This window comes from Variovorax sp. PvP013, from assembly GCF_050435945.1.
GTDB lineage: Bacteria > Pseudomonadota > Gammaproteobacteria > Burkholderiales > Burkholderiaceae_C > Variovorax.
Genome location: NZ_JBNDLF010000003.1, coordinates 181,557 through 194,478 on the forward strand (window position 1 = coordinate 181,557; position 12,922 = coordinate 194,478).

Annotated in this window: 15 protein-coding genes; 7 read left to right on the forward strand and 8 right to left on the reverse strand. The window is 64.6% G+C overall.

Features of this window, described 5'->3' with window-relative positions; genetic code table 11:
* The first annotated feature begins 40 nt into the window (after nucleotides 1–40).
* Together ABID77_RS11215 and ABID77_RS11220 are read left to right on the forward strand one after the other, a co-directional pair.
* Nucleotides 41–418 carry a VOC family protein gene (locus ABID77_RS11215; RefSeq protein ID WP_429595249.1) on the forward strand — a complete coding sequence of 126 codons (378 nt, stop codon included), beginning with the start codon at nucleotides 41–43 and terminating at the stop codon, nucleotides 416–418.
* Between the two features lie 64 nt (nucleotides 419–482).
* Nucleotides 483–1,196 carry a helix-turn-helix transcriptional regulator gene (locus ABID77_RS11220; protein WP_429595252.1) on the forward strand — a complete coding sequence of 238 codons (714 nt, stop codon included), beginning with the start codon at nucleotides 483–485 and terminating at the stop codon, nucleotides 1,194–1,196.
* An 18-nt stretch (nucleotides 1,197–1,214) separates the two neighbouring features.
* Here the strand turns inward: ABID77_RS11220 and dnaB are convergent, their stop codons facing one another.
* The 6 genes from dnaB to ppsA form a co-directional block, all read right to left on the reverse strand.
* A complete protein-coding gene (gene dnaB / locus ABID77_RS11225) occupies nucleotides 1,215–2,624 on the reverse strand; it encodes a replicative DNA helicase (RefSeq protein WP_429595254.1) in 1,410 nt (469 codons plus the stop codon).
* A gap of 227 nt (nucleotides 2,625–2,851) precedes the next feature.
* Nucleotides 2,852–3,304, reverse strand: coding sequence for a 50S ribosomal protein L9 (gene rplI, locus ABID77_RS11230; protein WP_429595257.1), 453 nt, complete (start codon nucleotides 3,302–3,304; stop codon nucleotides 2,852–2,854).
* Between the two features lie 13 nt (nucleotides 3,305–3,317).
* On the reverse strand, nucleotides 3,318–3,599 hold the full coding sequence (rpsR, locus tag ABID77_RS11235) for a 30S ribosomal protein S18 (RefSeq protein ID WP_286546009.1): 282 nt from the start codon (nucleotides 3,597–3,599) through the stop codon (nucleotides 3,318–3,320).
* 21 nt (nucleotides 3,600–3,620) lie between these two features.
* Nucleotides 3,621–3,935 (reverse strand): primosomal replication protein N, encoded by a 315-nt coding sequence (gene priB, locus ABID77_RS11240; protein WP_429595259.1) that lies wholly within the window; start codon nucleotides 3,933–3,935, stop codon nucleotides 3,621–3,623.
* A 4-nt stretch (nucleotides 3,936–3,939) separates the two neighbouring features.
* Complete coding sequence (gene rpsF / locus ABID77_RS11245) at nucleotides 3,940–4,320, reverse strand: 30S ribosomal protein S6 (RefSeq protein ID WP_296311039.1); 381 nt, start codon at nucleotides 4,318–4,320, stop codon at nucleotides 3,940–3,942.
* Nucleotides 4,321–4,429: 109 nt separating this feature from the next.
* Nucleotides 4,430–6,823: a phosphoenolpyruvate synthase gene (gene ppsA / locus ABID77_RS11250; protein WP_429595262.1), complete on the reverse strand. Its 2,394-nt coding sequence runs from the start codon at nucleotides 6,821–6,823 to the stop codon at nucleotides 4,430–4,432.
* A 235-nt stretch (nucleotides 6,824–7,058) separates the two neighbouring features.
* Here ppsA and ppsR point away from each other — a divergent pair, with 235 nt between their 5' ends.
* Complete coding sequence (gene ppsR, locus ABID77_RS11255; protein ID WP_296307805.1) at nucleotides 7,059–7,880, forward strand: posphoenolpyruvate synthetase regulatory kinase/phosphorylase PpsR; 822 nt, start codon at nucleotides 7,059–7,061, stop codon at nucleotides 7,878–7,880.
* 84 nt (nucleotides 7,881–7,964) lie between these two features.
* On the opposite strand, the gene ahpF is transcribed toward ppsR, so the two are convergent.
* Together ahpF and ahpC are read right to left on the reverse strand one after the other, a co-directional pair.
* On the reverse strand, nucleotides 7,965–9,554 hold the full coding sequence (gene ahpF, locus ABID77_RS11260; RefSeq protein ID WP_429595265.1) for an alkyl hydroperoxide reductase subunit F: 1,590 nt from the start codon (nucleotides 9,552–9,554) through the stop codon (nucleotides 7,965–7,967).
* A gap of 82 nt (nucleotides 9,555–9,636) precedes the next feature.
* Nucleotides 9,637–10,200: an alkyl hydroperoxide reductase subunit C gene (gene ahpC, locus ABID77_RS11265; protein WP_429595268.1), complete on the reverse strand. Its 564-nt coding sequence runs from the start codon at nucleotides 10,198–10,200 to the stop codon at nucleotides 9,637–9,639.
* A gap of 201 nt (nucleotides 10,201–10,401) precedes the next feature.
* Here ahpC and bfr point away from each other — a divergent pair, with 201 nt between their 5' ends.
* The 4 genes from bfr (at nucleotide 10,402) to ABID77_RS11285 (ending at nucleotide 12,922) form a co-directional block, all read left to right on the forward strand.
* Entirely contained in the window at nucleotides 10,402–10,881 is a 480-nt protein-coding gene (gene bfr / locus ABID77_RS11270) for a bacterioferritin (RefSeq protein WP_429595271.1), read from the forward strand.
* A gap of 231 nt (nucleotides 10,882–11,112) precedes the next feature.
* A complete protein-coding gene (locus ABID77_RS11275; RefSeq protein ID WP_429595274.1) occupies nucleotides 11,113–11,385 on the forward strand; it encodes a (2Fe-2S)-binding protein in 273 nt (90 codons plus the stop codon).
* Between the two features lie 105 nt (nucleotides 11,386–11,490).
* Nucleotides 11,491–12,189, forward strand: coding sequence for an energy transducer TonB (locus ABID77_RS11280; RefSeq protein WP_429595277.1), 699 nt, complete (start codon nucleotides 11,491–11,493; stop codon nucleotides 12,187–12,189).
* Nucleotides 12,190–12,211: 22 nt separating this feature from the next.
* Complete coding sequence (locus ABID77_RS11285; protein ID WP_429595280.1) at nucleotides 12,212–12,922, forward strand: MotA/TolQ/ExbB proton channel family protein; 711 nt, start codon at nucleotides 12,212–12,214, stop codon at nucleotides 12,920–12,922.

A 12,922-nucleotide genomic window follows, 5' to 3' on the forward strand; every position in this document is an offset into this window, starting at 1 on the left:
GGCTGCAGCATCGGGACTCCCCCACTTCAAGGAGCCTTCCATGCACGTTCACAGCGCCAATACCTGGTTCGAGATCCCGGTCGCCGATCTGGCGACCTCGCGGCCCTTCTACGAGCAGATGCTCGATCGCCCGATGCGCGGCACGACGGATGCCGGTGGCGAGACCATCGCGGTCTTCATTCACGAGAAGCCGGGTGCCGGCGGCTGCTTGGTCGAGCGCACCGGGCACCGCGCCACCAATGGCGGCACGCTCGTCTATCTGAATTGCGAGCCCAGCGTGCAAGCCTCGTTGGACCGCGCCGTATCGGCCGGCGGACGTGTGGTGACGCAGCGCACGCACATCGGTCCGGGCATCGGCTATTTCGCTCATGTGGAAGATCCGCATGGCAACCTCGTCGGCCTCCACGCAGCGGATTGAACCTCGTGCATGGTGACTGGCAAACATCATCCGCCGATGCACCGAGCCGCCCATCCATGACGCCATGCGCCGCGCCGACCGCCTGTTCCAGATCGTCCAGCTGATCCGCGGTCGCCGGCTCACCACGGCGGCATTCCTCGCCCAGCGGCTGGAAGTGTCGGCACGCACGGTCTATCGCGACATCGCGCACCTGCAGCATCAAGGCGTGCCGATCGACGGCGAAGCCGGCACCGGCTATCGCATGGGTGCTGGCTTCGACGTGCCACCGCTGATGTTCACACGCGGCGAAGCCGGTGCGCTGGTGGCAGCGGCCCGCCTCGCACGGCGCTGGGTCGATCCGGCACTGGCGAACGACATCGAAAGCGCCCTTGGCAAGGTCCTTTCGGTGCTGCCACGCGAAGCGCGCGCGTCGGCCGAGGCCCTGGCCCTCCACGCCCCGGCGCCGGGTCTGGACATCGCCGCCCGCGCCAGCCTGCGCAAGTTGCGCGAAGCGGCTCAGTCGCGTCACAGGCTGCGGCTGAACTACCGGACTGCCGACGCCGCAGTCAGCCAGCGCACGGTGCGACCCCTGGGCTGCTTCTACTGGGGCGCGGTGTGGACGCTGGCGGCCTGGTGCGAGTTGCGCCAGGACTTCCGCAGCTTCAGGATCGATCGCATGGAGCGTGTCGAGGTGCTGCCGGAGCGTTTCGGCGACGAAGCCGGCAAGACGCTGGCCGACCTGCTGCGCCGGGTACGTGCCTGTGACTGCGCACGACCGTCCGCAGACCGCATCGCGTAGCGTGACGCGAAGTCGCGTTCAGTACTCGCTGCCGTAACTGCCGCTCGCCAGGCTCTCGAACTTGGTGATCGGCTTGAGGAACGCGAGCTTGACGGTGCCTGTGGGGCCGTTGCGCTGCTTGCTGATGATGACCTCGGCGACGCCCGGCTCCTTGGAGTCCTTGTTGTAGTAGTCGTCGCGGTAGATGAACATGATCACGTCGGCATCCTGCTCAATGGCGCCGGACTCGCGCAGGTCGCTCATCATCGGGCGCTTGTCGGTGCGGCTCTCGACGCCGCGGCTGAGCTGCGACAGCGCGATCACCGGGCACTTCAGCTCCTTGGCCAGCATCTTCAGGCCGCGCGAGATCTCGCCGACCGCCGTGGCGCGGTTCTCGTCGTTCATGCTGGTCGACACGCTCATGAGCTGCAGGTAGTCGACCACGATCAGCCCGAGCTGGCCGCAGGTGCGCGAGAGGCGCCGGGCATTGGCGCGCAACTCGCTCGTCGTCAGGCCGGGCGTCTCGTCGATGTGCAGCGAGATGTTGCGCAGCTTTTCGATCGCCTCGGTCAAGCGCGGCCATTCCTCGTCGGTCAGCTTGCCGGTGCGCAGGTGGGTCTGATCGATGCGGCCGATCGAGCCGACGATCCGCACGGCGAGCTGCGAGGCGCCCATCTCCATCGAGAACACCGCCACCGGCAGGCCCTCGTTGAGCGCCACGTGCTCGGCGATGTTGATCGCCAGCGCGGTCTTGCCCATCGACGGCCGCGCCGCCAGCACCACCATGTCGCCGGCCTGGAAGCCGGAAGTCATGCGGTCGAGGTCGATGAAACCCGTCGGCACGCCGGTGATGTCGTTGGGGTTGTCGGCCATCTCGGTCACGCGGTCGAGCAGGTCGACCACCAGGGAATCCATGCCCTGGAAGCCCTGCTTCATCCGCGAGCCTTCCTCGCCGATGTTGAAGATCTTCTGCTCGGCTTCGTCGAGGATCTTGTCGACCGCCTTGCCTTGGGTGTTGAAGGCGTTGGTGGCGATCTCGTCGGCCGCCGACACCAGCTTGCGCAGGATCGAGCGCTCGCGCACGATCTCCGCGTAGCGGCGGATGTTGCTCGCGCTCGGCACGTACTGCGCGAGCGAATTCAGGTAGATCAGTCCGCCGGTCTCCTCGGCCTTGCCGAGGTTCTTGAGCTGTTCGAACACCGTGATCACGTCCGCCGGCTTGGACGCGTTGATCAGCGTGCCGATGGCCGCGTAGATCAGCTTGTGCTCGAAACGGTAGAAATCGCCGTCGACCAGCAGATCGCCCATGCGGTCCCAAGCGCCGTTGTCGAGCAGCAACCCGCCCAGCACGCTCGACTCGGCCTCGATCGAGTGCGGCGGAATGCGCAGCTGGGCGACCTGTCGGTCGTTCGACGAATCGTTCTCGGCGTGGGAAAAGACAGCGGACATGGAACCTTCGATGGGAAGCAGCGTTGCATGCTACGGCGCGCAGACCTCAGCGTCACGGGATAACGCTGTGGATAAGCAGTGGTTTTCCGGTGCGAAGCCCGGGACAAGACGATGCGTGCAGCGCCAAAGACAAAGCCGCCCGAGGGCGGCTTTCAAGGAGCGACAAGGGAACGAACCCGGACGCTCCAGGATTCGACGGCATCCGAAGATACCGCCGGACCCGACGATCAGGCGGTTTCGCCGTAGACCGTCACGTTGATGTCGACCACCACGTCGGTGTGCAGAGAGACGCTGACCGTGCTGTCGCCGGTGGTCTTGATCGGGCCGTTGGGCAGACGGATCTGCGACTTCACGACCTTGTAGCCCAGCTTGTTGAGCTCGTCGGCCACGTCGTGGTTGGTGACGGAGCCGAACAGGCGGCCGTCGACGCCCGCCTTCTGCGTGATCTTGACGCTGGTGCCGGCGAGCTTCTCGCCCTGGGCTTGCGACTCGGCCAGCTTGGCGGCGGCGGCCTTTTCGAGCTCGACGCGCTTGGCTTCGAATTCAGCCTTGTTCGCTTCGGTGGCGCGGCGTGCGCGGCCCGAGGGGATCAGGAAGTTGCGTGCGTAGCCGTCCTTGACCTTGACGATCTCGCCGAGCGAGCCGAGGTTGACGACCTTGTCCAGAAGAATGACTTGCATGATGGTTTCTTCCTTAGACGCGGTGCTGGTCGCTGTACGGCACCATGGCCAGGAAGCGCGCGCGCTTGATGGCGGTGTTGAGCTGGCGCTGGTAGATCGCGCGCGTGCCGGTCAGGCGCGCGGGGATGATCTTGCCGTTCTCGCCGATGAAATCGCGCAGGGTGTCGATGTCCTTGTAGTCGATCTCTTCGACACCGGCAACGGTGAAGCGGCAGAAGCGCTTGCGCTTGAACAGCAGCGACTGGGTGTTGCGCTTCGGGCGCTTGTCTTTGTTGAATTTCTTGAACGTGGCCATTTCCGGACCTCTCTTCGAAAATTAATCTTGCTGAAAATCCTGGACGTGCAGCACGGGATGCTTGGCGTTGCCCGGCGTGGCGAGGAACCCCCGGAACCGCCAGTGGCTTCCCATCGCCTGTCTTGCGAGGCGTTCGGCCACTGCGCCGAACGCGACGGCCTTCAGGGCCGCCTTCACCTGCCGGGGTTTTCCGGCTTCATCGACGGTGGACTCATGTTCGAGCCTCAGATCGACGGCCGGCAAGCCGGCAGGCGTGAATCGCAGGACACCGAGTTCGGCGACGCAGGCGGTCAGCAGGAGCTGATTGACCGCAGCAGGCGTCGGCGCACCCGTCACATCGTCAGTTGCTGTTGTTGGCAGCGGCGTACTCGGCCTGCTGGGCCTTGCGGGCTTCTTCGCGTTCGACGGTCTTCATCATCGACGACGGGCCGGTGTCGGCCTTCTTCTTTACCACGGTGAGGTGGCGCAGGACGGCGTCGTTGAACTTGAAGGCGTGCTCCAGCTCGGCCATCACGGCCTGCTCGGCCTCGATGTTGACGCACAGGTAGTGCGCCTTGCTGAGCTTGTTGATCTGGTAGGCCAGCTGACGGCGGCCCCAGTCTTCCACGCGATGGACCTTGCCACCGCCGGTGGTGATCAGGCCCTTGTAGCGCTCCAGCATGGCCGGAACCTGCTCGCTCTGATCCGGATGGATCAGCAAAATGATTTCGTAATGACGCATTGGCGCTCCTTGTGGGTCTTCCGTAGAAGGGGTGAAGCCACCCGCAGCGTCGGCGCGGTGTGGCAAGGCAAAGCCGACGATTATAGCGTGTCGGAGCCGCTGTAGGTTTTCAGCGCTTGGAAAGCTGCTGCCACGTGTCGATCACGCTGTCGGGATTCAGCGAGATCGACTCGATCCCCTGGTCGGCCAGCCACAGCGCGAAGTCCGGATGGTCGCTCGGACCTTGGCCGCAGATGCCGACGTACTTGCCCTTCGACTTGCACGCCGTGATGGCGCGGCTGAGCATGGCCTTGACGGCCGGATCGCGCTCGTCAAAGTCGGCGGCGAGCAGTTCGAGGCCGGAATCGCGGTCCAGGCCCAGCGTGAGCTGCGTCAGGTCGTTCGATCCGATCGAGAAGCCGTCGAAGAATTCGAGGAACTCGTCGGCCAGGATGGCGTTGCTCGGCACCTCGCACATCATGATGATCTTGAGTTCGTTCTCGCCGCGCTCGAGGCCCTGCTCGGCCAGCAGGCCGGTCACGCGCTCGGCCTGCTTCAGGGTGCGCACGAAGGGCACCATGATCTGGACGTTGGTCAGGCCCATGTCGTTGCGCACGCGCTTGAGCGCTTCGCACTCCATCAGGAACGCCTCGCGGAATTCCTCGCTCACGTAGCGCGCCGCGCCACGGAAGCCCAGCATCGGGTTCTCTTCTTCCGGCTCGTAGCGGCTGCCGCCGATCAGCTTGCGGTATTCGTTGGACTTGAAGTCCGACAGGCGCACGATCACCGGCTTGGGCCAGAAGGCCGCGGCGATCGTGGCGATGCCTTCGGCCACCTTGTCGACGTAGAACGCGCGCGGCGAGGCGTGGCCACGGGCCACCGACTCGACCGCCTTCTTCAGGTCGGCGTCGACATTCGGATAGTCGAGGATCGCCTTCGGATGCACGCCGATGTTGTTGTTGATGATGAATTCGAGCCGGGCCAGACCCACGCCGTGGTTGGGCAGCTGCGCGAAGTCGAAGGCCAGCTGCGGATTGCCGACGTTCATCATGATCTTCAGGTCGATGGGCGCCATCTCGCCGCGCTGGACTTCGGTCACCTCGGTTTCCAGCAGGCCGTCGTAGATGTAGCCGGTGTCGCCCTCGGCGCAGCTCACCGTGACGAGCGTGCCTTCCTTGAGCAGATCGGTGGCGTCGCCGCAGCCGACCACCGCCGGGATGCCCAGTTCGCGCGCGATGATGGCCGCGTGGCAGGTGCGCCCGCCGCGGTTCGTCACGATGGCGCTGGCGCGCTTCATGACGGGTTCCCAGTTCGGGTCGGTCATGTCGGTGACGAGCACGTCGCCGGCCTGGACCTTGTCCATCTCGCTGATGTTGTAGACCAGGCGCACCGGGCCGGTGCCGATCTTCTGGCCGATGGCACGGCCTTCGGCCAGCACGGCACCGCGACCTAGCAGCTTGTAGCGTTGCTCCGGCTTGCCCTGCTGCTGGCTCTTCACCGTCTCGGGGCGCGCCTGCAGGATGTAGAGATGGCCATCGGTGCCGTCCTTGCCCCACTCGATGTCCATCGGACGGCCGTAGTGTTCCTCGATGACGAGGGCGTACTTCGCCAGCTGCTCGACGTCGGCGTCGGAGAGCGAATAGCGGTTGCGCTGCTCGGTCTTGACGTCGGTGGTCTTGACGAGCTTGCCGGTCGCGGCCTTCTCCTCGGGCGTCGCGAACTCCATCTGGATCAACTTGGAACCCAGATTGCGGCGGATGACCGCGCGCTTGCCGGCCTTGAGCGTCTGCTTGTGGACGTAGAACTCGTCCGGGTTCACGGCGCCCTGCACCACCGTCTCGCCCAGGCCGTAGCTGGAGGTGATGAAGACCACGTCCTCGAAGCCCGACTCGGTGTCGATGGTGAACATGACGCCGGCGGCGCCCAGGTCGGAGCGGACCATGCGCTGGACGCCGGCCGACAGGGCCACCACGTCGTGCGCGAAGCCCTTGTGCACCCGGTAACTGATGGCGCGGTCGTTGTAGAGGGAGGCGAAGACCTCCTTCATCTTGTGCAGGACGTCGTCGATGCCCACCACGTTCAGGAAGGTTTCCTGCTGGCCGGCGAAGGAGGCGTCGGGCAGGTCCTCGGCGGTGGCCGAAGAACGCACGGCGAAGGAGGCGGCCGGATTGCCGGCGCTCAGGGTGGCGAAAGCGTCTCCGATAGCCTTCTGCAGGTCCTCGGGAAACGGCTGTGCCTCGACCATGCCGCGGATCTCGGCGCCAGCGACGGCCAGGGCGCGCACGTCCTCGGTATCGAGCGCGGCGAGGCGCTTGCTGATGCGGTCGGCCAGCCCGTCGTGGGCCAGGAACTGGCGGAACGCATGCGCCGTGGTGGCGAAGCCGGTGGGGACGCGCACGCCCTGGGGCAGCTGGGAGATCATCTCGCCGAGGCTGGCGTTCTTGCCGCCGACCGACTCGACGTCGGTCATCCTCAGGTTTTCAAACGGTACGACCAGGGCGGTCGCTTCGAAAAGTGCAGACATGGGAAAGCTCCAGAAGTTGAAAGCGGGTCTCCATGGCGAACGCGCTGCACGATCGTTGTCGTTGCTTGGGGTGCGAGGGCGGCGGGCATGGAGAACAAAGATGTGCAGGATCGGATGCGTGGAGTCGGGCGCGAAAGGGGCCTCGAAGGACTGACCGGGCCGGACCAAATCCCGATAATGCTTTCGATTGTAGGCGCGACACCTTTGAAAACGCCTTAGGACAAGGCCGCTGAATATGACAACTCGTTCCGTTTTCTTCGTCTCCGACGGCACCGGCATCACGGCCGAGACCTTCGGCAATGCCGTTCTGGCGCAGTTCGAGTTCAAGCCGCGGCACATCCGGCTGCCGTTCACGGACACCGTCGACAAGGCGCATCAGGCGGTCCGGCAGATCAACCACACGGCGGAGATCGAAGGTCAGCGACCCATCGTCTTCACCACGCTGGCCAACATGGAGGTGCTGGAGGTGATCGAGACCGGCTGCAAGGGCATGCTGCTCGACATGTTCGGCACCTTCGTGCGACCGCTGGAGATCGAACTGGCGATGAAGTCGAACCACCGCATCGGCCGCTTCAGCGACGTGAGCAAGAGCAAGGAATACAACGACCGCATCGCCGCGATCGACTTCAGCCTGCAGCACGACGACGGCCAGAGCAATCGCGACCTGCAGGGCGCCGACGTGATCCTGGTGGGCGTAAGCCGCAGCGGCAAGACGCCGACCTCGCTCTACCTGGCCATGCAGCACGGCCTGAAGGCGGCCAACTACCCGTTGATCCCCGAGGATTTCGACCGCCGGCAGTTGCCTCCCGCGCTGCTGCCCCATCGCAAGAAGATGTTCGGCCTGACGATCCAGCCCGAGCGATTGAGCGAGATCCGCAACGAACGCCGGCCCAACTCGCGCTACGCCAGCATCGAGAACTGTCGCCACGAGGTCAGCGAGGCCGAGGCCATGATGCGGCGCGCCGGCGTGCGCTGGCTGAGCACCACCACCAAGTCGATCGAGGAGATCGCCACCACGATCCTGCAGGAACTGCAGCCGCAACGGCTCACCTACTGAAGCGAAAACGACAACGGCCGCGCGTCGGATCTGGCGTCCGGCGCGCGGCCTCGGTGGCAGGGCCGATGCAGCCCTGCTGCTGCTTCAAGCGACGGTTTCGGCTTCCAGGACCTGCGCCGTCGGTGCCGGCGTGCGGATCAGGTGATCGAAGGCGCTCAACGCGGCCTTCGCGCCATCGCCCGCGGCGATGATGATCTGCTTGAACGGCACCGTCGTCGCGTCGCCGGCGGCGAACACGCCGGGCACCGAGGTCTGGCCCTTGGCGTCGACCAGGATCTCGCCGTGCTTCGACAGTTCGACCGTGCCCTCGAGCCAGTCGGTGTTGGGCACCAAGCCGATCTGCACGAACACGCCTTCGAGCGCCACCGTGCGGCTGTCGCCCGAGACGCGGTCCTTGTAGACCAGGCCGTCGACCTTCTGCCCGTCGCCGGTGATCTCGGTCGTCTGCGCGTTCAGATGCACGGTCACGTTGGGCAGGCTGGTGAGCTTGCGCTGCAGCACGGCATCGGCACGCAGTTGCTTGTCGAACTCGATCAGGGTCACGTGGCCCACGATGCCGGCCAGGTCGATCGCCGCCTCGACACCGGAGTTGCCGCCGCCGATCACCGCCACGCGCTTGCCCTTGAAGAGCGGACCGTCGCAGTGCGGGCAGTACGCCACGCCCTTGTTCTTGTACTCCTGTTCGCCGGGCACGTTGACCGTGCGCCAGCGCGCGCCGGTCGAGATGATGACCGTGCGGCTCTTGAGCGATGCGCCGCTCTCCAGCTTGATCTCGACGTAGTCGTCCGTCGGCACCAGGGCCGCGGCACGCTGCAGGTTCATGATGTCCACGTCGTAGTGACGGACGTGCTCCTCCAGCGCGTGCGCGAATTTCGGCCCCTCGGTCTCCTTGATGGAGATGAAGTTCTCGATGCCCAGGGTGTCGAGCACCTGGCCGCCGAAACGCTCCGACGCCACGCCGGTGCGGATGCCCTTGCGCGCCGCGTACACGGCAGCCGCCGCGCCGGCCGGCCCGCCGCCGACGATCAGCACGTCGAACGGCGCCTTGGCGCTGATCTTCTTCGCTTCGCGCTCGACGCCGCTGGTGTCGATCTTGGCCAGGATCTCCTCCAGGGTCATGCGACCCTGGCCGAACTCGGTGCCGTTGAGGAACACGGTCGGCACCGCCATGATCTGGCGTTCCTTGATCTCGTCCTGGAAGGTGCCGCCCTCGATCATCGTCGCGCGGATGCGTGGGTTCTGCACCGCCATCACGTTGAGCGCCTGCACCACGTCCGGGCAGTTGTGGCAGGTCAGCGAGACGTAGATCTCGAAGTCGAAATCGCCCTCGAGCGCGCGGATCTGCTCCAGCACGGCCGCATCGACCTTCGGCGGATAGCCGCCGACCTGCAGCAGCGCCAGGACCAGCGAGGTGAACTCGTGGCCCATCGGCAGGCCGGCGAAGCGCGGGCCGTGGTTCTCGCTCGGGCGGTTGATCGAGAACGAGGGCTTGCGCTGGGTGTCGTCGCGGCTTTCGGTGAGCTTCACCAGCGTCGACGATGCCGCGATGTCCGCGAGCAGCGATCGCACGTCGCCCGACGCCTTGCTGTCGTCGAGCGAGGCGACGATCTCGATCGGCTGAGAGATGCGTTCGAGGTAACTTTTCAACTGGGCCTTTGTGCCGGCGTCGAGCATGACGGACTCACTTCCTGATGACTGAATGCGGGAATAAAAAAGCCCGGGCGCCATCGCACCCGGGCTCGGGACGGACGACCGCTTAGATCTTGCCGACGAGGTCGAACGACGGCTTGAGCGTCTCGGCGCCTTCCGTCCACTTGGCCGGACAGACTTCGCCCGGGTGGGCCGCCACGTACTGGGCGGCCTTGACCTTGCGCAGCAGGTCGGTGGCGTCGCGGCCGATGCCCTCGGCGGTGATCTCGAGCGCCTGGATCACGCCCTGCGGATCGACGATGAAGGTACCGCGATCGGCCAGACCTTCTTCTTCGCGCATGACTTCGAAGTTGCGGGTGATGTTGCCGGTCGGGTCACCGATCATGGTGTACTGGATCTTGCCGATGGTCTCGGACGAGTCGTGCCACGCCTTGTGCGTGAAGTGCGTGTCGGTCGACACCGAGTAGATCTCGACGCCCAGCTTCTGGAACTCGGCGTAATGATCGGCCACGTCGCCGAGCTCGGTAGGGCAGACGAAGGTGAAATCGGCCGGGTAGAAGAAGAACACGGCCCACTTGTTCTTCACGTCCGCGTCGGACACTTCGATGAACTTGCCGTTCTTGTAGGCGCTGGCTTTGAAAGGCTTGATGGCGGTATTGATAACGGACATTCGGATGCTCCCGGTAGTTGAAGAAAAGTGACGACAGGACAGATTGTACATATCGTTTACCCTATATCAATAGAGTAAAACTATCGCAAGGATGCGAACGCCTATCGCCCTCACACGCATGCAGACCGGCCCCGAAAGGGATTGGCTTGCTCGCCGGTAGAGGGCCGCCCACAATCGTCCTATTCAGAACAAGGAAGAATCATGAAGGGCGACCTCCAAGTCATCGAACATCTGCAGGCCCAGCTCAAGAACGAGCTGACTGCCATCAACCAGTACTTCCTGCACTACCGGATGCTCAAGCACTGGGGCTTCGACAAGCTGGCCAAGAAGGAATATGCCGAGTCCATCGGCGAAATGAAGCACGCCGACTGGCTGATGGACCGCATCTTCATGCTCGACGGTCTCCCCAACCTGCAGGACCTGGGTAAGCTGAGTGTCGGCGAGGACGTGCCGGAGATCCTGTCGTGCGACCTGGGCCTAGAGTACGGTGCGCAGGCGACGATCAAGGCCGGCATGGCGCATTGCGAGAGCGTCCGCGATTACGTCTCTCGCGACCTGCTGCAGAAGATCCTGGACGACACCGAGGAACACATCGACTTCCTAGAGACGCAGATCGATCTGCTGGGCAAGGTCGGCCTGCAGAACTATCTGCAGTCGCAGATGGGCGAGATCGAAGCCTGATCGCATCCTCGGACGATGCGCCGGGCAGTCGAGGGACTGCATCCGGTTAGGAATCGAAAGGTTTCATCGAGTCGACACATGAACAGCGGGGCATAGGCCCCGCTTTTTTTCGTCCGGAGTTCCGGATGCGCTGATGCGGGAAGTCCTTGCGCAGCCCATAGATATTGCAAATGCGACGAATTCGTATTTATAATCGATGCTCCACAATTAGCCAGCCAAAGCCTTCACGCCATGATCGTTTGCGTTTGCCGCCGGGTGTCAGACCGAGAGATTGCCCGCCATGCGCGTGCCGGAATGACGTTCGACGAAGTGCAGTTCGAACTCGGCGTGGCAACGCAGTGCGGTCGATGCGAAACCTGCGCGCGCGACGTGATCGCTCAGTGCAGCGCGTCCCATCCCACTGCCGCCATCCATCGCGACGATGGTATGAGGACCATCCAGCTTGCCAAATCCATCAAGGAGAGCAGCGCATGGAATTCGTCTGGGCTCTCGCTGGCAGCCTGATTTTCGTCGCCGGCTCGGCGTGGTGGATTTTTCGCAGGTAGTTCGCGATCAAGGCTGCCAGGAGGCACGTGTTCCCGACGTGCCCTTTCTCTAAATTGGTGAACCGTGTCCGACCGCTTCTCTCGTCCTGCTCCCACCACTTTCGGCTTGTCGCGCACGGTGGTCATCACCGGCAGCGTCGTCCTGTTCCACGTCGCTGCACTCTGGGCCCTTCAAAGCGGACTGATCCGCAAGGCGGCCGAAGTGGTGATTCCCGTGACGCTGCTGAGCGAGTTCATCGAACCGCCCAAGCCCAAGGCGCCACCGCCCCCCCCACCCCCGCCACCGCCTGCACCGCGTCCCCAGATCACCAAAGCACCGCCACCGCCGCGTCCCATGGCCGTACGCACGCCCGCTCCGGCACCCGCTGCACCCGTCGGCGTCATCGAACCGCAACCGCCAGCACCGCCCCTGGCACCGCCCGCGCCGCCTGCCCCACCCGAGCCGCCGGCCCCCCCTCCGGCTCCGCCCGCACCGCCCGCGGTGACGCTGCCGTCGTCGAACGCCGACTACCTGAACAATCCGAAGCCTGTCTACCCGGCCATGAGCAAGCGGCTCGGCGAGCAGGGCAAGACCATCGTGCGCGTGCTGATCGGTGTCGACGGTCTGCCCCGAAGCGCCACCATTCGCCAGTCGAGCGGCTACGAACGGCTCGATGAAGCCGCCCGTACGGCCGTGATGAGCTGGCGCTACGTGCCGGGCAAGCGCAATGGCGTCGTCGAACCCATGGAGTTCAACGTGCCGGTGAACTGGGTTCTCAACTGATTTTTCTCTGGAGCTTTTTCGTATGGATTCCCACTTTGGCCTGATGAACGTATGGAGTCAGGGCGACTTCGTCACCAAGTTCGTCGCCGTGCTGCTGATCGGCATGTCGCTCGCGAGCTGGATCGTGATCATCTTGAAGGCGCTCGACGTCATCAAGTACAAGCGTCTGGCGAAGCATTCGCAGGACTTCTGGCACAGCGAGGATTTCGCCACCGCGCTCAACAAGCTCGGCAAGGACGAGAGCAACCCCTTCCGGGGCCTGGCGCTCGAAGGCCGCGAGGCAGCGGCGCACCATCGCAACACCAAGGCCCATCTGCACGATTCGCTGGACGTGAGCGACTGGATCACGCGCGCCCTGCGCAACGGCATCGACGAGTTCACCGCCCGCCTGCAGGCCGGCCTGGCCATCCTGGCGTCCGTCGGCTCGACCGCCCCCTTCATCGGCCTCTTCGGCACGGTCTGGGGCATCTATCACGCGCTCATGAGCATCGGCTCGGCCGGTCAGGCCACGATCGACAAGGTCGCCGGGCCGATCGGCGAAGCGCTGATCATGACGGCACTCGGCTTGGCCGTCGCGATTCCCGCGGTACTCGGCTACAACGCCCTGGTGCGCGGCAACAAGTTCGTCCTGACCAAGCTCAACAGCTTCGCCCACGACCTGCACGCCTACTTCGTCACCGGCGCGCGCGTGCAATCCACCGACGCCACCATCGTTCCTCTGAAGAAGGGCTGA